Origin of the sequence: Leptolyngbya sp. FACHB-261 (assembly GCF_014696065.1) — a bacterium.
Classification (GTDB): Bacteria; Cyanobacteriota; Cyanobacteriia; order FACHB-261; family FACHB-261; genus FACHB-261.
Map to the genome: position 1 here is coordinate 44,734 of NZ_JACJPL010000004.1, position 21,191 is coordinate 65,924.

15 protein-coding genes are annotated in these 21,191 nt (G+C 50.5%); 2 read left to right on the forward strand and 13 right to left on the reverse strand.

Translation table 11 applies throughout. The annotated features are described in order from the left end of the window. Positions 1-8: 8 nt before the first annotated feature. The 9 genes from H6F94_RS03020 to H6F94_RS03060 form a co-directional block, all read right to left on the reverse strand. Positions 9-4,091 (reverse strand): hypothetical protein, encoded by a 4,083-nt coding sequence (locus H6F94_RS03020; RefSeq protein WP_190800768.1) that lies wholly within the window; start codon positions 4,089-4,091, stop codon positions 9-11. Next, positions 4,088-9,172, reverse strand: coding sequence for a putative baseplate assembly protein (locus tag H6F94_RS33185; protein WP_190800769.1), 5,085 nt, complete (start codon positions 9,170-9,172; stop codon positions 4,088-4,090). Before H6F94_RS33185 ends, H6F94_RS03020 begins: the two co-directional genes overlap by 4 nt. Further along, complete coding sequence (locus H6F94_RS03030; protein ID WP_190800770.1) at positions 9,169-11,667, reverse strand: putative baseplate assembly protein; 2,499 nt, start codon at positions 11,665-11,667, stop codon at positions 9,169-9,171. The genes H6F94_RS33185 and H6F94_RS03030 overlap by 4 nt, the downstream gene beginning before the upstream one ends. 6 nt (positions 11,668-11,673) lie before the next feature. Then, positions 11,674-12,039 carry a GPW/gp25 family protein gene (locus H6F94_RS03035; RefSeq protein ID WP_190800771.1) on the reverse strand — a complete coding sequence of 122 codons (366 nt, stop codon included), beginning with the start codon at positions 12,037-12,039 and terminating at the stop codon, positions 11,674-11,676. Between the two features lie 46 nt (positions 12,040-12,085). Beyond that, positions 12,086-12,409, reverse strand: a complete 324-nt coding sequence (locus H6F94_RS03040; RefSeq protein WP_190800772.1) for a hypothetical protein — start codon at positions 12,407-12,409, stop codon at positions 12,086-12,088. Continuing rightward, entirely contained in the window at positions 12,409-13,212 is an 804-nt protein-coding gene (locus H6F94_RS03045; protein WP_190800773.1) for a phage baseplate assembly protein V, read from the reverse strand. Before H6F94_RS03045 ends, H6F94_RS03040 begins: the two co-directional genes overlap by 1 nt. Then, a complete protein-coding gene (locus tag H6F94_RS03050) occupies positions 13,209-14,345 on the reverse strand; it encodes a phage late control D family protein (protein WP_190800774.1) in 1,137 nt (378 codons plus the stop codon). Before H6F94_RS03050 ends, H6F94_RS03045 begins: the two co-directional genes overlap by 4 nt. A 10-nt stretch (positions 14,346-14,355) precedes the next feature. Next, complete coding sequence (locus H6F94_RS03055; RefSeq protein ID WP_190800775.1) at positions 14,356-14,646, reverse strand: LysM peptidoglycan-binding domain-containing protein; 291 nt, start codon at positions 14,644-14,646, stop codon at positions 14,356-14,358. 253 nt (positions 14,647-14,899) lie between these two features. Beyond that, a complete protein-coding gene (locus tag H6F94_RS03060; protein WP_190800776.1) occupies positions 14,900-15,559 on the reverse strand; it encodes a CIS tube protein in 660 nt (219 codons plus the stop codon). A 369-nt stretch (positions 15,560-15,928) separates the two neighbouring features. On the opposite strand from H6F94_RS03060, the gene H6F94_RS03065 reads away from it, so the two are divergent. Continuing rightward, positions 15,929-16,432, forward strand: a complete 504-nt coding sequence (locus H6F94_RS03065; protein ID WP_190800777.1) for a hypothetical protein — start codon at positions 15,929-15,931, stop codon at positions 16,430-16,432. 121 nt (positions 16,433-16,553) lie between these two features. On the opposite strand, the gene H6F94_RS03070 is transcribed toward H6F94_RS03065, so the two are convergent. From H6F94_RS03070 to H6F94_RS03085, 4 genes are all read right to left on the reverse strand, one after another. Continuing rightward, positions 16,554-16,802, reverse strand: coding sequence for a hypothetical protein (locus H6F94_RS03070; RefSeq protein ID WP_190800778.1), 249 nt, complete (start codon positions 16,800-16,802; stop codon positions 16,554-16,556). A gap of 195 nt (positions 16,803-16,997) precedes the next feature. Further along, positions 16,998-18,482 (reverse strand): eCIS core domain-containing protein, encoded by a 1,485-nt coding sequence (locus H6F94_RS03075; RefSeq protein WP_242040958.1) that lies wholly within the window; start codon positions 18,480-18,482, stop codon positions 16,998-17,000. 589 nt (positions 18,483-19,071) lie between these two features. Further along, positions 19,072-19,449 (reverse strand): hypothetical protein, encoded by a 378-nt coding sequence (locus H6F94_RS03080; RefSeq protein ID WP_190800780.1) that lies wholly within the window; start codon positions 19,447-19,449, stop codon positions 19,072-19,074. Between the two features lie 85 nt (positions 19,450-19,534). After that, positions 19,535-20,353, reverse strand: coding sequence for a cyclase family protein (locus H6F94_RS03085; protein WP_190800781.1), 819 nt, complete (start codon positions 20,351-20,353; stop codon positions 19,535-19,537). A 70-nt stretch (positions 20,354-20,423) separates the two neighbouring features. Between H6F94_RS03085 and H6F94_RS32030 the strand changes: the two genes are divergently transcribed. Further along, positions 20,424-21,143: a hypothetical protein gene (locus tag H6F94_RS32030; protein ID WP_242040959.1), complete on the forward strand. Its 720-nt coding sequence runs from the start codon at positions 20,424-20,426 to the stop codon at positions 21,141-21,143. The last annotated feature ends 48 nt before the right edge of the window (positions 21,144-21,191 follow it).

The following is a 21,191-nucleotide window of genomic DNA, read 5'->3' on the forward strand; positions in this document are numbered from 1 at the left end:
TTACTCTCTCAGGTGATATAAAAAATACCCGCTTCCAGGCCAAACCGAAGATATTCTTCAAGGCTGGCACGTAAGTTGGCCTCACGTTGCGGTTGTTTTAGATCATTAAAAACTCCCATTTCCGAGCTGTCCTCTGCACCAGTTCGAATTTTTGGAGGACAGCTAGATGCGAGCTGGGCATAGCCTGGATCACTATAACAGGTCCAGGTAAAACTAGGCTGTAATCGAGCTAGAATTAGCAATTTCTCGTCTACATTTTTGAGCCCTCGATTGATGGATGTCCAACTGCTATTTTCATTGCCGGAACGCAAAATACCACCCACAGCTGTTGCGGCAAAAATTTGTCGATGGCCTGACGGGGTATTGCTTTGGGCGTTGCTTTGGGTATCGCTTGTCGTGTTGATGCTGTGGCTCACTTTAATCGCTAGAGCAGCCACATCAGTGCTTGCTAAGTCAGTGGTTGCTGCAATCCAATGATTGCCATTGTCAGTGGAATAGAAAATACCCTGACCTGCAGTTCCAGCCCAGAGGGACTCGATGGTAAAAGTCGTTCCTGCCGGTAGATCAGGCTTAAAAGCGCTATTGATCGTCAGCAACTCATCTGAATCAATGTGAGTAACAATTCTGATTTGGCCCGCAACTGCAAGAGCATCTCCCATCTTTAGCTCTTGCTTAAAGGCAGTACCTATACCCCTTACGGTTGTGCCTGTACTGTTGATTGTGCCTTGTCCATACTTGATTGAGTTGAGCAATGCAGTGATTTCTGTGGTTGCAGGCAAGTTGAGAACCTGCCAATGCTCACCACGATCGGCGGAGTGAAACAATCCAGTCGAAGTTCCAGCAAATATTTGGCCACTGGCACTAATCAACAGGGCGGTGACGTGTGAACTGGTTAAACCTCGATTGCTTGCTACCCAGTTGTGGCTGCGATCTGTGCGAAAAATGCCACCTGTTGTGCCAGCGAAAATCTGACCATTGGGATGTACAGCCAGGGCAGTGACATGGTGATTAGTAAGGCCGCGGTTGAGCTGCTGCAAAGAATTGCCATTTTCTAGGCTGCTATTCACTGAGAAGCTAAAGATCCCGTTACCAGCAGTGGCAGCCAAAATCAGAGCGCTAGTGTCCGGTTGAGGGTAGACCGCTAAAGCTGTGATATCGGTATTCAGTTTGGCATCAAGGCCAGCATCAGTGTCGTTATCAGTGCCAATCTTGATGTTGGTGTCAACAGCGATCCAGTTCAGCTCACTCTCTGCTACAGCATAAAAGATACCGCCGCCCGCTGTACCCGCGAGAATATAAGCTTTGTTGTCTGTATTGTTATCTGCGTCGTTCTCTGCGCCATTGGCAACGGTATTAGAGCCAATGGTGGTGTGATAAGCCAAAAGTGCAGTGATATGCAGATTAGTGAGCCCATTGTTGAAGGGCTGCCATTGCTCGCCGTTATCAGTGGAACGAAATATGCCATCTCCTGCTGTAGCAGCAAACAGATAGCTTAAATCAGTGTCACAAACAACCAGTGAAGTCATCGCGCTAGGTAAGCTATCAGGTTCACTAAAAGCCTCACTGAGAGCTAGATCTGGTTGACAGCGATAGCGACGCGGTGTGTGGGAGTTGTCCACTACATAACAGAACCGCAGGCACCCAACCTGTCGTCGGATTGCTGTTACTTTCTCACTAAAAATGCTGCTACTCGCCTCTAGACTGCGTATATGGCTGCTGCCAAAAACAGTCGTAGTCCTGATCGTAGCCGCAGTCCCAGTTGCAATGATTGCAGCGCCGTTCTCGTTGTCGCAGCCCTTGTCGATAATGCTATCGGCGATCCACAAACTCGGTACCGTATCAGCCAGGTGAATAGGACCACAGATGCTACGTTCGAGAGCAATTTCCAGCTGACTGTTATCAACTTCTGATGTATCGCTAGTGTCTGAACATTGTCCAGGACAATCTGCTTCAGTTTCTTGCGGGTCCTCAGACTCTGAGTCAGGATCCTGAAAATCTGAAGATTGCCAGCTTCGAAGCACTGCTTGAACCGTAGCGAAAACCCGAACGGTTTGTTGTAGACCAAGTTCAACAAGTTTGCCTAAATTCTGCTTGGGGGGGGTGTTATTGACACTCGCGCCCCAGCGCAAGATATTGCTAATAAGGCTAAGACCATACATGAGCAGAGCGAGGAATGATACATCTTCCTCTGCCTCCGGTTCTGGTGCTAGTTTTGACTTTTCAACAATGAGTCCTCCCGCTTCAGGCACCAAGGTGCAATGGGAAACCTGTAAGCTTTTAAGATCTCCCGGCTGAACTGTCAATCTGCCTTCAATCAACAATCCATTTAAAGTCAATCTCCCGGATGTGACCGTCTCATCAGCAATGCCTAAACCTATTACTGACAAATTGCCACGAATATGAGGACGACACTGATTAGCAGCGAGTAGCTTCACCTGCCGTCCTGCAGGAATTTTTAGGGTTAAATTGCCTCTGTAAGTGTGATTGTCCTCAACCGTAATCACGCCTGTTTCTACCTCCTGAACCACCCTAATTGGTGACTGTCCTCGGGATGAAATAAGAGCAATGAACACGGTCACAGTTTGGCCTGTGTAAGGACTCAAATCCAGTAAATAGCGGTTCTCTAGTTTGAGTGTTCGCCTTCTACGATTGATTGCCTTGCCAGGTGAAATTTGAATCTGAGCGAAGCCAGATTCAGCCGGATTGACGTCGAGGCCCTTAACGATGCCCGGCTGATAAATACCACGAGCAGATTTAGCAAGGCGGCGACGAGTGGTATCCAGATGGCTGATTTTACCGTTAGCATCTACACTAATCTGAGCCAAGGGAATATAAATTTGGTCCTGACAGAATTGCCAAATCTGCGCCAGCTTGTTCCAGGCTCGAACCGCCTCTGCGAGGGGCTTACGTTTTACATGCTTTGTATGACTTGTATGACCTGTAGGACTGAATTGCTGCACTGACCAGATCAGGCGGGAGCCAGAGCCGTGTAGAGCTTTGGCAAGCGATTCACTGCGGTCGTAGGGACCACTGCCAACATCGCTGCTAAAGCCATAGGAGTAGCTGACTTCAACCTGGCGCGGCGTCCCAGTCAAGAAAGCCAATCGTCCTAACTCAGGATCGAGAGCGACTTTCTTGATTGGCGTACCGTCTGTCTGCAAATACAGGTTCTGAGGCGGTAGCTGCCACTGTTGGGAGTCTTCCTGGCCCAAGCTATAAACTAAAATTTCTTCTGGTGAAATTGGGTTTGCTTGGCCGTCAACAAAAATTCGGGGGAAGATTTTGGAGGCAGAATCAGTCCCTATTGAGGCTTGAAGCAGATGGCGAAATAGCTTGCCAGGAACGTTGATTTCCTCAGCTAGCTGAGTAATCTCAGTTTCGGTCTGAGGCTGATTGAACAGCGGTACAGCTTCACGTCCCAGAGGGTTGAATGTGTAGTAAAGGCCGTTGATTTTAGCCTTATGACCCTTAACGGCCCGAGCTGTCCCTCGCTCAATTGGATAGCTACGCAGTCGCCATAAGAACAGTCCCATGTTGCCAACGTTGTACTTACCTTGAGCATTAGCTACTCGCCGAATTTCTGCTGTATAAGCAGCCCGTTGCTCAAATGGTGTACCCAACAGTTCTGGCTGCTTGTTACTGCGCAGGTCAACGCTAGTATTCGTACGAAGGTGATTGAGGTTCTGTGTAGTGGCTAAAAGCTGAAAGAACTCTACGGCACGAGCACGCCAGCCAGTAATATCTTGAGCCAGTTGTTCGAGAACAGGCGCAGTCCCTTTGCGACGTCGATATGCCAGGGTATTAGCGACATGAGCACGCTGTTCCGGGCCATAGGTCAGCGTGTCATCAGCGTACAAATCACGTACCTTTAATAGGTCGCCAATATAGGGAACGACCCAAGGCTCACAGGTCTCAATAAACCAGTTGTCATATAAGCCTTCGATATCGGCTTCAATGGCCTGAAACTCACTCTCAATGATCGCAAGCAGAGCCCGAAGCGGCTCACCCTGCTTCACATCTTGTAGTTGATAAATCGAGGGCAGTAGCTTATAAAGGCGCTCAGCAGAGCGTTGGCTTGGAGAATTATTCATGGCGTCAGCTCTGCGCTCAGGGTGACACCGGCTGCATTGAGTAATAACAGCTGAGCCGGTTGAACTTGCCTGTTTGAGGCGTTCCAGCGGGCAGGGCTAGCGGGTAGCACCTTTTCTAAGGTTTTGCTGAAACCAAGGCGATATAAAGCATCGAGATCAACGGCCACCACACCCGCGATTGCCTGAATAGCTGCAATCACTTCTGAGGTAGTAACATCTTGACCAAATTGGCGTTTTTCAAAACTAAAGGTTTCACGGAGAGCAGTATTGATCTGGGCTAAAACAGCATCCATGGGATAGCGAGAATCAACCAGCACTTTGGCCTCCAAGTTAAATAGCAATTGCTCGTAGGAATCAACTTGAGCAAGCTGTACTGGATCGCGAGCTGCATCAATGGCTTGAACTAGGTTTTCGTAGAGCCTGGAGCCTTGAGGAACAGGTCCTCCCCCTCTAGCCGCAACTGTGAGCTGAGCCAGTTGGCTCTCGCCGTTCCACAGCGCAGCTACTTGAGCCTTGCCGATGCCAGCAAAGGCAAGGGCAAAATCCTCAAAGTCCCGCAGAGAAACAATGCGATCTAGGGTGCGCACGCTGGCTGGAGCCTTAGCGCGAGCCTCATTCTGGGTTTCGGGTGCCGCCGCTCCGAGTGCAGGCAGCGGGTTGGTAACCTCCAGAATGCCTAGAGGTCGAGTTTTCAGTAGGCTCAGACTGCCAGCCGCAACCTCGCCTGCTGGCCCAAGCCCACTGCGATAACTGGCAGTCAGGTTCTCCTGACCGGTGGGTAAGCGCGCTCCCCGTTCGCCATCGCCAAAGGTCAAAGTGGTCGTGCCATCGTCATCAATCCGGGTGATGTAGCTATGGTCGAGGGCAGCCAATTCTGCCAATGAGGGCACATTCTGCCAGAGCACACCGTTGACGTGCACGTTCAAAGTGCTTTCAGCTCCACTTGCTGTAGGAGCTGAGACATAGGTCAGAGGCGGTTTTTTCAAAATGAACTGCATGTTCGCCTCATTGCCATCACCACTGCCTAGAGCCTCAAGCACCGTTTCACCATGGGTGGCGTGTACAGCGTTTGCACAAAGGGTCGTGGTGGTGGGGTCGTAGCTATTTTGCAAGGGAGCCTGCAACACCAAAATCGGTTTTTGCTGGTCTTCGGGTGGGTTTGCAACCACACTAATCTCGCTAATCATTGGATCATCAGCTAGAGCCGGTTGCAGGCTAATGTCACTGGGCTGCAGGGTTGTCAGGTGGCCAATAAAGCCGTTTTTATCTAATAAAGTCCAGTTTTGAGCAGTTGCTGAATTAGCAATAGTTTCGTTCGTTTCCGTGGCATTCATTTCCGGGACATTCACTGCCAGGGTAGGCGGTGCCATAACCTGCACTTGATCTCCCTGCCTCAGTTCAACAGCTGCAAAACCCTCTGGGGAAAGCAAGATCCCAGGTCCACCAGCCCATATTTGGTTAGATGGGCCAACAATGAGTGCTCGAATCTCTGTATTGATCAAGCTCACCTGAACTGCTTCCCAACCAGGAGCTAGGCTGTCAGAACGGAAGACAGTTCCACTGGCGCTACCTGCAAAAATTTGCTCTACCTCACTAGTAGAATTCACTGCAAGACAGCGGATCTTCATATCGGTGAGATTGATATTGAACGGCTCCCAAGGGCCTGTATCCGAGGAGCGGTTCAAGCGAAAGACACCACTATCAGCGGTTCCAATCAAAACCTGCTCATGCGATTGCTGATCTTGATAAGCGACGATTGCAGTAATGCTGGTATTGGGTAAGCCCTGGCTCAGGTTTTGCCAACTGTTGCCATTATCTTTGGAGCAAAAGACAGCGCCATCAAGGCTGCCTGCAAAAATACTGCTGTTACCGTTGGGACCAATGGCTAAGACTTGAATATCTGTATTAGTTAAGCCAGTTTGGCTCCAAGTTTGACCACCATTGACCAGGAGAAAAACACCGCCATCCTTGGTTCCAGCGAAGAGATTGCCATTTTGTTGAATCGCCAGGGTTCGCACTTGAGGATGCACAAGACCTGTATTAATAGGTACCCACAGCTTGCGCTCATTCGGGAGACAAAAAACGCCATTGTTCGTGCCAACAAATACCGAGCCATCTGGGTGGATGGCGATGGCTTGGACCTCTAGACTAGTCAATCCTTCATTGATTGCTTGCCAGGCTTCAGAGTTCTGCTGACGCACAAATACACCGCTTGGGGTGCCCGCAAAAAGATCACTATTTGGATTATTTGGGTGCAGAGCTAAAGCTTGAATTCTGGAGTCAGTTAAGCCCTGAGACTTGCGCTGCCAGGTTGCGCTCCTCTGTGGCAGATGAAAAACTCCACCAATCGTGTTGATAGTGGCGCGAATGCGTTTACCGCTAACAATTAGCATTTGACCGGCTTGCAGTCCTGCTACAAACTGGCTGAGCAAAATTTTATTGCTAACAATCGGATCGCTAAAAATCTGGCCCTGCTGTACCGTTACGGTTAGAGGCTCCTCAGCCAGTTGCAGGGGCTCACTTTGGATCAAGGCAATAGTGTCGCGCAGGCCAAAACTGTTGGCTTGAATTGCAGAGTTGGGAACTAAACGTGTGACCTTTGCCTCCAGGGCAAAATCTCGGCGCAGGACCGTAGAAAGATCGCTGACTTTACGCGCTGCCAGCTTTGATTCAGGCTCAGAAACCAGGAGAACAAAACGACTACCTGCAAGGATTTGTGGGTAGAGACTATCTAGATCAACAGCTTGCGTTTCAACCTGAAAGTTGGGCCAATCTGTGTAAACAGGACTATTTCGGCTTGCAGCTGCCTGGCTGGATTCAGCAGTAAAGTTAACAAAACGGGTTCCGGCAAAAACTTCACCGTTTTTGTTTACAGCGAGTGCAGTAATTTCGATTGCAGTTGGCTGGTTTTGACATAAGCGCCAATTAACTCCTCTATCACTGGAGCTAAACACACCACTGTCAGTTCCAGCATAGATAACTGGACCTGTTTCACGCTTGTCAAAAGCTAATGAACGAATAGCACTGGCTCTGTGTTCCTCCGACAAGTTGCTGTGCTGCCAGTGCTCTCCCTGATCCTTGGAGCGATAGAAACCCTGATTAGTTCCAGCCAAGACATAATGACTACCAGCGTCTTCGTAGGCCAGCAGAGTATGAACGGTCTTATTCCCGCTTGGGCTTTTTGGAGACCAGCTTTCACCTAGATCTTCAGAGCAATGAATACTATCATCAGTTCCTGCAAAAATATAGGTAATTTCCTTGCCACTGGAAAATTGCGATGCCTCACTTAGATTTGGAGTGAAGGCCAGGTCAAGCTGTAGTTCAGTGTCAGAAATAATTTCAGCTACGGTTCTTTTTTGATTGCTGACAACGATTACATCGCCTCGCCGCAGATTCTTTTTAAAGCTGGTGCCCTTACCCAAAACCTGAGTGCCACAGCTAGTAATTTTGCCAGACATCAAGCGAGTAGTGGTAACCAGAAGCGAGCGAATAGCTTTGCTGGGCAGACCTTTCAGCTGCCAGTTTTTACCCTGGTCGAGCGAACAATAAACTCCATCATCCGTGCCTGCAAAGATATAAGTTCTGCTGTCAATTGAGAGGTTTTTGCTAACTAACGGTGTGGCGAAAGGAACATCGATTTCTATCGTTTGATCGGGACCAATTGCAGTGACGATCCGAGTTTGTCGCTCGATAATAATTGCATCTCCTAACAACAACTGTTGCTGAAAATCGGTGTTCTCTCCCCTAAGGGGCATACCATCTCCAGAAACAGTGCCCTGACCCAATCGACCCGGTAGGACGTGAGTTGATAAAGCCCGCACAACGGTGTTGGGCAAGCCTGTATTGATTGAGCCCCAACGGTTCGGTTGCTCGGGATTCGATTTGACCCGAACACTGCCGATGCCGATGGCTGCCCAGGTATCTCCATTATCTTTAGAGCGAAAAACGCCTCCTCCGGGCGTTCCAGCTAAGAGCATTTTGTCGAGGCAAGTAAGAGTTTGGATGCTTAGGTTTGCTAAGCCGGTATTGATTGCGGTCCAGGTTGTGCCTCTGTCTGTAGACCGGAAAATTCCATTGCCAGGGGTGCCTACAAACAGGTAGCCTGTCGCTGGATCCAGGGTGAGGCAAAGGATGTCCGTACTGGGTAGTCCAGTGCTAACCGAGGACCAGGATCCGTTATTGGTGCTGGCAAAGACGCCGCCTGGAATCGTGCTCTGAGCTGCCAGCACAGCTGCCCGCTGTAGTTCAACGGGCATCGTCTGCCATCGAGGAGCACTGCTGCCAAACAGTGAAACCCGTTGCCGAAAGGCAAACACCTTGGGGTTTTGAAGGGTAGCCTCGATCGGTGGGAGTGCAAGCTGTTCCCAAGCCACCAGGGTATGGCCTGCCTGAGGAATCGGTTGCACTGTAGTCAGCGTCAGCAGATGCTCAGCAGGGGGGCTGCCTTCACCAACCAGCAGGATCTGGCTGCCCGGCTGTAATTGAGAGGTTAGACCCTGAAGATAGAGACTCTGACTGTGTTGATTGATAGTTTGGGGCCTAGTTGGCCTCGGCTTGAGTGCATTCCACTCAGCCCGAGCAACAATCTCGTCCCTGGTTTCGAAAGTCTGGGGCAGTTCGTCCTGACCAGGAATACTGACTACCTGCGTTCCTTGGGGCACAGTGGCTACGCCCGCAGTCCCTGGGCTCTCATCTACGGTAAAGGCTAGGACTGTACTGGCAGCAACGCCTGGGTTCAGCTCGTAACCAATGGCACGAGCCAATTCCAAAACCGAACGGCGTTCAGTGGCAGTGCGCAGATAGCCCTCGTTGGCAATCCGCTCCTGATAGAAAGTCAGCACATCGGCGACCACTGCCCAAGCATCGAGCAGAGCGATCGCAGGGTCATCACTAGCGCGGGTGGTGAGTTTGGCGAGTGGGCCACCCTGATTCGGATCATTCTCAGGGCTCAGGGCCAGGGGCAACCGAGCCAATAGACGCTGGCGAAAAGCGGCATAGTCGCCAATCCGATAAGTCAGCGCTGGCAAACCAGGCCGGTTGTAAGGTTGTGCCGAGGCATTGGCATCGTTGGGAGTGCTCACCGCCCACCTCGCATTTCAAAGGAGATCCTGCCGTTTTCTGGAGCGTTTGGATCACTATCTAGGCAAGCGATTTCTAAGCGCTCAAAACTGATTTCACCCGCTTCTAATTCACCCTGGGGCGGCTGTTGCCAGCGCTGAAACTGAGTGGCTACCACAGAGCGAACACCGGCTATCTGCATGGCAGTGGCAATGACTTGGCTCAAGTAGACCGGTTGCCCAAACGTAAAGTTATCTGGATTGAAAAAGCCAGGCCGACCATTGGCTAAAGTTTGAGCGCTAAAGGCTTCAAATAATGCCTGCTTAACTGCACTATGAAAGTAGTCAGAACCCACTTCCACATTCAGCCCAATCTGGAGAGGTACGAAGCGAGGGCCATCGATATTCAAGTCGTGACCGGCTAGGCGAAAACGTTCTAAAAAAGTCCGTAGCTGCTCTTCGAATTGTGCATCAACGGGCTGCCCACCCTCCCGGTCTACAGTGATGAAAATGGTGTACCAGCTACCTGTCCAACGTCGCGTTGCCACCGCTTTGCGCACGCCAGGAAAACGTTGGGTAACGGCAGCATAATCAGCTTCAGTGACCGCTCGTTTTTGGATGCGGAAGGACTGCGGTGCATAGAGCCGGACCTGCTCAATCGGTTCAGGATCCATGCCGCCGCGTGCGGGTAGGGGATTGCGAATGTTGATAATCAGGCTCTCTAGGCCACTGGCTGATTCTCCACCTTGGACCCCTCTACCGCTGGGAAATACGTGAGCAATCGCTTCCGCCCCAACATTACCGGCTTGACCATTGCCAATTCGATAGATGGCTTGAAAGTGATTCTCCGCTTCTGGCTGCTTGCCCAAAGTATTATCGCCAAAGCGCACATAGGCGCGCCCATCATCCTCAGTTTCAACCACAAATTCGGTTGCGAAGCGATCGCTATTCAGCAAGTCCCGTTGCACCTGCCAGGTCTGTTTTTGTCCCTGCGTTTCTTGTAGCGAAATGCTAGGCATGACATCACGCATTTGCCAGCGTAAAGCGGCGCTCGCTGAGGCTGTAGGGTCGAAACGCACCCATTGCGTGCGCTGATCTTGAACGTAACCTTGTTGGGTTAATGGCCCAAATTTTAAGCGGGGTCGATAGCGCCCCTCAGAGGGAGTAGGAGCGAGGCTTTCTACATAGGTATAGCCGTGATCAACCAACACTACATTGCCCCGTGCCACGCTCACATTGGCATAGGGTTTACCCTCAAGCACGGTAGACAGGCACAGCTCAAAGGGCAGGGCATCCTCACGTGACCACTGCACTTCGATGACCTCCTGATCAAATAGAGGATCTCGGTTTAGCGTGACTTGAGTCAAGCGCACGGCATGACGGTGAGCCGGGTCTGCGTCCGCAGCCTGACCACTATTAGGTCCGAACTTCTCTTCAAAGAGCAGCACATCGCCTGGGGCAAGAGGCCATTGGCGCAGTCCTTCACTGCTCTGTAGAGTTGCCTGAGTCGCACCCACTGGCAGGCAACACTGCTCGTCTTGCCAGGTATAGAAGTGGATTTCATTGCGAGAGGCCTGTAGGGCCAAGTCATGCATCGTTTCAAAAACTTGTGCCCCTGGATGAGCGGTTTCAAACTCGCTTTGCTCAAGGATTGTGGGTAAGCGTTCAACCCTCGTCAGCAGGCGAGTGCCCGCTGGGAGGGTGGCAGGGGATCCCTGTTGTGTCTTTCCGGTTTCCCCTGTTTTCTCATTGGCCGTTGCGCCTGAATTGACCTCAATAACAACCCAAGCCCGAGCATTGCAGCCATCGTGCAAGAAGTAGTCGAGCAAACGGGCATGACGACGCACTGAAACCCGCTTGCGGGCGGTACCGAGATAGGCTTCAGTTGCCACAGCATCTTGGTAGTAGCTGAGGTAGTCGGCGGCATAGGACACCAGTTCAACCAGTGCCACTCCCAGATCTGCTGGATTACGTTCTTGCCAAGTTGGCATGGTGACCGCCAACCGGTCGAGCATGAGTTGGCGGAAGCTGGCGTAATCTTTGGCTAGATAATCGATGGCAGGCGGCGGTTGCCTGGGGCTCGTCGGTGATGCCGCAGGTTGACAGTCAAACTCGCTGAAGTTCTCGACCCGAAACGAAAAATCGACTTGAGACAGTTGTGGATCGAAGCCTACGGGTGGCGATGAACCGGTAGGGGAGTCAACCAGACGCAAAGTGTAGGTTGAAAAATCACCAGGTGCTTTAACTCTAAGGGTAAGAACTTCAGCAAATGAACTAACCGATTCGACCTGCACTTCTCTGCGCGTGCCGCCTGAAATCGCCACGTTAGCTGCTTGTAAAAGTTTGCGGTTGTCAGGGACGGCATTGTTCTGCTCAGGCCCAGGCAGCGGATAGATAAAATGAACACTCAGCGTTTTTTGGTCTGGGGACACTTCCAGATAATCGATGCCATTTACAATGGGCCGTTTACGAATTTCAGCTCGTCGCCGCTCATTTTTGCAACGATACTGGCTGCTCATCTGTGTTCAAGCCTCACGCGAAAATTGAGCAATCTGGTCTTGCTGGGTGCGGCGAATTAGATATTGCACGGTGACTTGCAAGCGAGCCGCTTCGCTCTCGATTTCTACGGCCTCCACCTCGATCACTTCACCCAACCATTGCTCTAATGCCCCTTGCACCAAAAATTGCGTGGCTGCTGCTAATTCATCTCTGTTGGGCGCGAAAATTAACTGTCTCAGACCGCAACCAAAGTTAGGGCGATTGACCCGTTCTCCTGGTGTTGTAAACAACACCTGCTCGATCAGTTGCCGAATGTGCTGTTCTTCAGTAGCATCCGTGGTCCGTCCTCGCCCATTTACCGCTAGGGGATAGCCAATTTGATACTGATGCATAAAACTATATGCCCTTGATTACATGCCCTTGACTACATGCCCTTGACTACATGCCTTTGACTCGGGGCTGCGCTAAGAGAACCTGTAGCGGTGTGCCAGTGGGAATACAAATTGCTTGGCTGTCTTGCAGTAGAACGGGCAGGCCCATCACCTTCACCCGCAAGGCTGCCAACACCCAAGTTGCAGTAATGCAGGGACCAACATTAGCGGGTGGGGGCGGATTCACACAGCCAGCAATTACAAAGGGAGGCCCCTGGGTCACCACGGGTAGTCCCATCACTCTTACGCGGGGATTGGGAACAGTGGGCTTGGCCTGTCCTGCATGGACACAGATGACAGTGCTGCCAACATTGAGCAAATAACCTGGCATTAAGTCACCTCCAGGGCACCATTGTTGATATTTACACCAACAGGAGTGAGCTTGACATTGGCGGCTATGAGGCTGAGTTCGACCTGTGATGGGGTTATTTTGACAGCAGCAGGGGTAGCGTTGAGTTCAACCCCAGATGAGCTCAACTTGGCGCTAGCCGGACTATTAATTAGCTCCAGGCCGGAAGAAGTGCTCAACTTGATCGTTGCTGGCGAGCAATTAAGGTCGATGCTACTGGCAGTGAGTTTGATCTCAATGGCACTTTCTTTAAGTTCAATCGAATTAGAAGTCAGGGTAACTGTGGATGATTCACCATTTTTTAGTTCGATTTTATCCGCTGTTAATTTAGCAGTTATTGTGTCTTTATTATTGATTTCAATTCCATCGTCATTGAACACAAGCTTGAGTGGCCTCTGAACTACGGGAGTTTCTACTTCAAGGGTCACGCCTTTGTTATTGCCTAAATTGCTCAATGTGCAGGTAATACCCTCTGTTCTGAAAACTTGAACCTTGACTGGATCGTCAACTTTGGCATTTTGAGGCAGCTCGTTCTGACCCCAAAAGCAGCCAGTCCAAATGGGATAGTCAGGATCGCCGCCTTCGAATTCCACCCAGATGTTGGTGTCCACAGGTGGAATAGCAAACCAACCGATATCCTTGCCCGCATAAGGGGTGCAGGGCATCGCCCAACTCTGGCGGCCCTCGCCAAAAATGGAAGGTACACTCACTTGAACCCGGCCTAAGTAGAAAGGGTCTTTGTTGGCGGTAATCTTGCCGCGGTACTTACCGAAAAATCGCCTCATACTCTCACCCTCAAGTCGGTTGTACCCAGGCCCTCTCGCGTAATCGTGAAACTCTGTTTGTATTCCCCATGACGCAAACGATGGGTAACTTTTTTGACGTAGTAGCGCCCGTCGTAGCTATAACCCACACCGCGTAAGCCAACCACGCCGCGTGGTTGCAGCAGGTCGCCGTAGCGCAGCGTATCGAGTTCGCCGCTGACACTGACCACCTCATCTACAGAACGATCGATCATCGCCTGGGCATAGGCAGAGGCTTGTAGGTTGTCGCGGCCCGTCTCACGAAACTGGATGCGCCGCACGCGAGACTGGCTTTGTAGGGCAGGTTGCTTGACCAGAGGGATCCGGTCGCTGGTCAAGTCCTGCACAGGCAACTGCCGATTGGTTTTGCGGTCCTGCACTCTGCCCTCAATCGTGGTGGCAGACAGGGCGTTGTTTTCGAAGTTGAGCGATTCTACATTGGTCTGCGGTCCCAAGTTGACCGAGAGGGCTCTTTGCGGTTGGGTCTTGCGTTTGGGCGGTCCCCAATAAGCTGTGTTGGTGCCAACTTTAGGGCCAGGCGTAACGTAGAACACGTAAGCATAGCGTTGGGCCAGCGCTTGCAGATATTGCAAATCCGTGACGAGTTGTACAGGCAGCCGCTCAGTGATTGAGGGTCGGTCAACCACGGGTGGTTTAACGATCTCCGGAAGCAGACCGTAACGGCTGTACTGGGACAAGATCTGGGTAGCAATAATTGTTTCGTCTTGTGCCGGGTGCCCGACCGATTTCTCTTCCAGGTCCAGCATCAGACTGACGTCTTCGCCAGTGATTGTGAGCGTCGAGCCGCCCGGGGTGACATTGGGCGAAAATTGCTGGTTAGTAATAATGCCATCCATCAGCACCTGGACTCTGGCATTAAGCGTGACCGTTAGCACCAGTCGGTTGAAAGGCTGAAGCAAGGGATCTTTAAGTAGCTTGTAATCCTGTAGATCTGTAGAGCCAGAGCGCCCTAGCTTCAAGACAAGTTGGAAGCCAGAACGCCCTGCATCACTGTGAGTTACCTCGACACTTTGCAGTGCCTCCACAAGTGCGGCTGGTGCTGGCCTCGGTACAGTAGGCCCAATTAATAAAGTCAGTTGAATGCCAGGGGCCATTTAGGTTTCCTTAAGCTTGGGGTGGCGCGATGCGCAAACTTCGACCGATTTCACTGGTCAATTCCGCCGGATCCATGGCATTGTTGGCATCACACAATTGCCAGAACTGTTCTGGGTCGCCTAAGACCTGCCCAGCGATCAAGTCCAGGCGGTCGCCTTCGGTCACAGTGACTTCGGTAAACAGAGGTAAGCTTGTACCCTGCGGCAAGAATCGACGACGCTTGTAAGCGATCACGCGACCATCTACTGTAGTTAAGCGCGCAGTTTCTAAGTTGTAATAGCGGCTAGTATGCTCAAACATCGCGCACCCAGGTTAGCGTCAGCAATAACATTGATATTGATAAACGTCAATAAATATTGGCAAATTAATCGTCGAGAATTAGCTAGTGAGAATTGAAAGATTTATCTAGACAACTGTTTTGCCTTAGTTGTAACAGAGCGCTTAACTACTCCGCTATGTATTTATTGCTTGAGTCATCAGTCAGGGTCAACATTCGAGAGTAATGCTTGACGCTACTGTGCAGTTAATTAAACATTACAACTCAAGAATTAATTTACAAGCGCTGTCGAACATTAACCCCAATGAGGGAAGCAGGGTTACCTGTAGTTCCTTGCCTCGCCATCCGTTCTTTGCCTCGCTGATGAGCAAGGAACAGCTTAGCCCCTCGTTGGTTCCAAGGCAAATCGTTATAGCTAAGAACTCTCAGGCTTAGAGCGACCTTCGCACGAATGGGACAAAGTTTAACATCGTATGCTTCTTCCGTGATATTAAAGTCTGTCAGACGTACAGGTAAAACTCGCTTTTCGCCCCACACCAAAAGAGTTAAAGGAGCCTCCATCGGCATAATTTCTAATGCCCCCCGAGCTGCTTGAGACATCGCTGTGGTCAGTCGGCTGCTATCTGGATAGATCAGGATCTCTAGTGCCGAAAGTTGCGGATAAATTCCCAGACGAGTTGCAATTCCCTCTGCCTTTTCAAGCTGGTCTGTCGCATCTAGCTCTATATCTAGCTTGAAGGTTTCAATTGGAGCCCCCTGAAGGCGTAACGCCTCACTGCGGGCGCCTTCATTCTCAGTGGCCTGCACCTGGAGAGTGCGGCTGAGGCTCTCTGGGTTGTACTGAAAAGGAATGGTACTGAGTACTAGGCTAGAGTCAGGATCGACGGCAACAAGGGTCCCTTTAAGCAGACGAGGCGAACCGGGGAAGGTAGTCATGGCTGATATCCTTGCTTCGATGACTGCTTTTGTGACGGCCTTTAAAGGAGCAGAGACAGCTTAGCTTAAGCTCTACAGCTGAACATATTGCAAATTGCACAATTGTCTTTACATACTTGTCTTTACGTAAACGTAGAGGGGGCGAGGAAGCCAACACTAGCCAACACTATGGCTAAAATAGCGCTCTGCTACCAAGACTGTCTAGTTTGTAAACATTTTGCCTAAATCTGTAATCATCGTTCATCACCCTTTAAAATTCGCCTGAGTTAAATTCCTGGGTTAAACTGCGGGCAGCTGACCGGCGATAGCGCTAAACAGCCGTAGGATTAAGACCACCTGTATTGAGCGGAAAAGCCGCGAGTAGACCTCATGAAATCTGCAAGCCTAACGATGGCAGCCTCTAGTGGGGAAGTTTCTTCCCTCTCAACTAATCCTATCTTTGAGCAGGCGACTGAGCTATGGGCTACTCTATCGGATCCTTGCACAGCTTTAACCTATAAAAACGCTGCCAGTAGAACTTGGGTTCTGCTCAGGCAGATAGTCCGGCTAATTTTTTTGTTGACTCTCTTGGCAGTGGTAGTGGTCGTTTGGATCTGGAGTGTTGGCTTTCAAAGTGGCCGTGCCTTTCGCAGCTGGTTGAACACTGAAGAACCTACACCTACTCTGCTCCTACAAAAAACGGCAGATATTCTGTTATGGCCGTTCAAGGTAACTGTAGACTGGTCAAAAAAACAGATCAAGGAGCAATTGGGCATTGAACTCAAGCCCCTTTGGCCTGCTCAATTAGAAACATCAAAGCTAAATGCAGGTCAAGATAGCCCACAAGCAATCAGCTCATCAACCCCTACTAGCGGCCCAGGCCAGTCTAAATAAACAATCCGTGACAGCCAAATAACCAGTCAGTTAGCGACGGGTCTAACGATGTAGCTCAGCCTCAAAACATGAGCCCACCTTAACCATCTGTGCGGTGGCTATCTAGGTTTATGTTTATTTGTTACGTGTTGGAGGCTGGAGCCAAGGAGCCATCGAGAGCCTTCGCCAGTGCCTCAGTTCTGAGCTTGCCATTCGACTCCAGATAACCTTCCTCCCTAAGTTGCTTCAATAATTGAGCTGAAACTTGGGGCGGAGTTTCTGCCGCTGTCTCAGTTGGGCTAGAGTTCTTGCCAACCGTGTAGAGCGAAAAGCCAAGCACGAACGCAAAGACAAAAGGCAGTACCACCAACACGTAAAGGCTAGAAAACATAGAAAAATGTCTTGAGAAGCTCCGCTCGATTATCTAAGAAAGCCACTAAAAAGTCAGCAACAAAAACAATAAATATTGTGAATAACAGCATAAATCAAAAGCTAAACCAGTAGGAGCAAGCTTGTCAACAAAATCTCTATCGGTCAGTTTTATCATTCTGAAAGTTGAGCTTATTTTCGGATCTCCTCGTCAAAGTTAAAAGACAGCCATGTCTCTCAGCATTTGATAGCTTTGTAGCAATTTAATGGCATTGGGATAGGAACCCTTTGTAATCCAATCGGAAAGGGTGCGCTTGCCTTTGTGCTGTTCCAATTGTTGTTGAGCGCCGAACTCTCCAACATTGAAGTAAACATAAGTCCAGTAGACTAATTCATCCTGAGTTGGGGCCGTATAACCTCTGATTTTGGCATCATCCTGAAATAGCTTGCGCCGACGTTTCATCATCGCGGCTAGAGCTTGAATGGCCATCGTCAGATTCGGAAAATCTCCAGATTTAACTGCGCGGCCTTTTTCGTTGATTTCGGTTAAAGGCCTCACTTTAGAACGGTCGAAGCTAGGCGGCAAAAAAGTAGTTAGAGGGGCCCGTTTGTTGCTAAGTTCGGTTTCGTAATCATCTAGACCCAGGTAATCGAAACCAGAAATGGATTGATCGGTTCTAACACCCTGCAATTGCGTTGCTGATGGAGTGTCTGTTCTATCCAAACCGATCTCATCACGCACATAATCGACTAGACCTTCCTTTTGCGCGTAGGCATATAGTTGATCGGCCGGTAGTTCAACATCAGCAACGCTATAGATGATGTCAACAATCTGCGGCGCTGTATTTTTTAGCCAGTATTTTGTATGGCTAGCAGGATAAGAGGTGCCTAGCTGCGTGAGCGGGCTCTTCATTGTGGCGAAGAAGCTTTTCTCTTTCGCCTTGTAGCTTGCCTGAGCTGCGGTGGCATGGTTGTCTACTAACCAGGTCCAATCTGCCTCAAGCTGAGTTTTCGCCGCCGCACTCAAGCTCAAAAGAGTTGCCGCTCTGCCAATTCTAGTAAGCCCGGCTCCTCGATTCAGGGCGACTGATTGACCCGCTTTAATTTCCCGCAGGGCGACTTTCAAAACATCGACTTCAGCCTTCAAATCAGCGTCAGTCGAGAGCCATTGATTCGCTTTTTCCGTCATCACCTCACCTGCTGTTTTACGCAGGAGATAGGCAGGACCTGTGGTTCTACTCTGTTGGAGCACGTGAGTTAGCTCGTGCGCAATTAGTGTCTGACCCCCAATCGTGCCAGGCTTATATTCACCTTGCCTAAAAAAGATATCTTGACCAGTTGTAAAGGCTCGCGCTTGCAAGGACCGATTGAGCCTATCTGCTTGGGCATCAAGATGGACTCTCACTCCGCCAAAGTCAGCGCCAAATGCCCGCTCCATGGGTTGACAAAGGCTGTCTGGTATTGTTTGTCCACTACCACGAGCCTGGGAAACAGAGCGTTCTAGAGCTGGGCTAAGCGCTGTAGTCTGGGTGCTGGAATGGGGTACTAACGGCTGCATTTGCAGAGGTGTAACAGGTTCTGGCTGCTTCTCGATTGGAGTAGCCTGAGCAGTCTGAGACGGAGCCGAATGCATTCGCTGCACGACCTCCGTGGCGAGCCTATCTGCTTCCTGCTCGTATTGGTCGCTAACTGAACCCAACATCAACTTGGGCTGAAGAGAATTGGTGTGGACGGAAACTGAGCTGAAGTCGTAATGGAACGGTGATTCTCGCTTAGCACTATCAGCTTGTGTCTTCTTAAGCGATTGTGAGCCAAGATCTAGAACAGGGAAAATAGCTGAGTGTTGGTTAAAATTTGAGGCCAGAAATGGCTTTGGCTTTGGCTGCCAAGGGTCAGTGATATGTTGACGGACCATAGAGCGGGTTTGTAGCGGTGAAGAATTTTACCGAGCTAAATTATCGCCAATACGCGGTCATCTGCTGTGGTTAGTCTGGCTCAGGGAAACTGCTTAGAAACAACTCAAATAAGCCATCGCTAAAGAGGGAGCCTAAAGAGAAATTTCGAGAGTTCAGAAGCTACCTTCAAGCAGAGTGCAAAGTTCACTCAGCCTAGATTATTTATGAGTAGAAGACCTCACCTGATCAGGTGAGGTCTTCTGAGCTAAAGTCAGTCTCCTGGCAATAGTTCAGGACAGCTGAACTGCACCACTTCAGCTGAACAATAGCCAATCAGCCTAGTCCCTATCAGGGGTTAGGTCAATTAGCTAGAAAGGACCATAGAGCGTCAGCCCATCATCGGCGGTTACGTACACGTTCCCGTTCGTATCGCAGCCACTGTCTTTGGTCTTCGCGCCGGTGCAGATCTTGCTGCCGTTGCAAGTGCTCCTGAATCTGCCTGTCATTAGTGTCTTGTTGCTGACGAATGCGATTGCCAAGGTTTTGCTGATCGGCGTTCTGCTGCTGTCGGATAGATTCGTAGCGCTGCCGATTTTCAATTTCAATCTGTCTGAGTCTCTGGTCCGAGGGGAACTGCTTGTTAAGCTGAACCGAACTCGCCCTTTCTGCTTGCTCCAACGTCAAAATTGAGGCTCCAGCCACTTGAGGAGTAGCCAAGACTGCCAAACTCAAAAGGGAAAGCAACCAGCCAGCCTGAACTGTATGACGACTCATATTGCTATCTAAGAATTTAAAGGGAACTGCTTCTGGTATAACCAATTTTGAACCACCTTGGCTCAGCAGCCTTCCTGCTATTGGCTTAGGGCACAAAAGCCAGCACTGAAACTGGTGACCCAGAACCATCTTGCAAACGCAGAATGCCTATGACTAAGGTTGTTCCTTTCGCCGGCAACTGGTCAAGCTGGGTCAGGTTCTCCAAGACAATGCCTGACTGGGCCAAGACCTGCTTGTTAGTCGAGAATGCTTCGTCCTGCCCCGAATCAACCCCGTGGGTATCAATCCCGACACCGGCAATGCCGCGTGCTAGCAAGAAGCGAGTGGTGTCACCACTGAAGCCCGGAAAGTGAGAACCACCCTCAGCATCCTGGTTAAAAAAAGCATGAGGGTCCGCCCACTTTGTCTGCCAGCCTGTGTGTAGCAGCACCACGCTACCTGGGGCAAGGCGACCGTATTGTTCTTCCCAGGCCAACACATCAGCCTGCGTCAGAGTATAGTCAGAATCTGTAGTTGTTTTGTTTCGAATATCGATCACAATTGCAGGAACCACCAACGACTCAGCTGAGTAGGCGTCAATGCCCGTTCCTTCGCGGTAGAAGCTATTGGGTGCGTTCATGTGCGTAGCGCTATGTTCCCCAATCGAAAAACGCCGCAGGTAGTAACCCTCTTTTGCCAGCTCAGCAACCGGCTCAAACACAACCGGCGGGTCACCAGGCCACTGAGGAATTTGAGGATGAATCTGATGGCTGAGCTCAATGATGCGTTGATAGCGAATGACCCGCTGCCTTTGATTGCCTACCACAAAAGCGACTCCCCTCGCCCTGGTAGCCACTAGCAAGCTCCCCAGCAGCAACAGGTTCAGACAGACTAATCCCTGCACGAACCAGCTGCTCTCGTTCATTGCCTTCCTCAAACACAAGCTCAATCACAAGTACACTAGTACCCTACTGCGTCGTTCAGCGTTGTCCTCTGTGCTTCCAACTCCTAGCAGCAGCACCCAAGCAACTCAGCTCCACCGCCACATCTGGCAGTGCAAGTCACTTTTAGCTGACATTCACCACCAGTTAGATGCTCTCGATAGTGGGCCGGAAAGCGCCGACATTACTGCCAAGCGGACTGCTTTGCAAACTCGGTCCTCGCAGTTAGAAGGCAGGCTTGCGATCCTCAGAACAGCTTTGGCTGAGGCTCTTAATAAAGCGCAAAGAGCTGCGGCTGAGCCGCCCGTGACGCCTAAGACCGCCGACAGGCTACCGTCGGACTCTCAACGCGCCTCTAATCAGCGTGCCTCTAAAGCGAAGGGCGAGCGAACCGGCAAAGGTGCGGATAGCAAACAGCCGGAAGGTACAGCCCAACCCGAAGCTCAGACCCCTCTGAAAGAGCCGGGTCCACCGGTAAGCGGCAAACTGGAAGTGACGATCAAGATCAACCAGTTCCCCGACGAAATTAAGACCGTAGACAACGGGTGGAAGCAATTTCTGGTCGATGTTGGCGTCAAAGAAGTGCGCATCACAGTCAGGCCCAAAGTCTTCAAAAAAATCGAAGACGCCCAGGCTAACTATCCGCAGTGGGTCGCTGTGATCACTGGCCAGATGGGCTCGCCCATTCCTAAGGGGTTCATTCTAGAGCAGCCCAATATTCAGGTCTTTGAGCGTAAACCCAAGGAAGCTACCTCCGAAGATTCGGAACTGTAGTCCAAGCCATACCCAAGCTATACCTAAGCGATAACTAAGCGATTACTG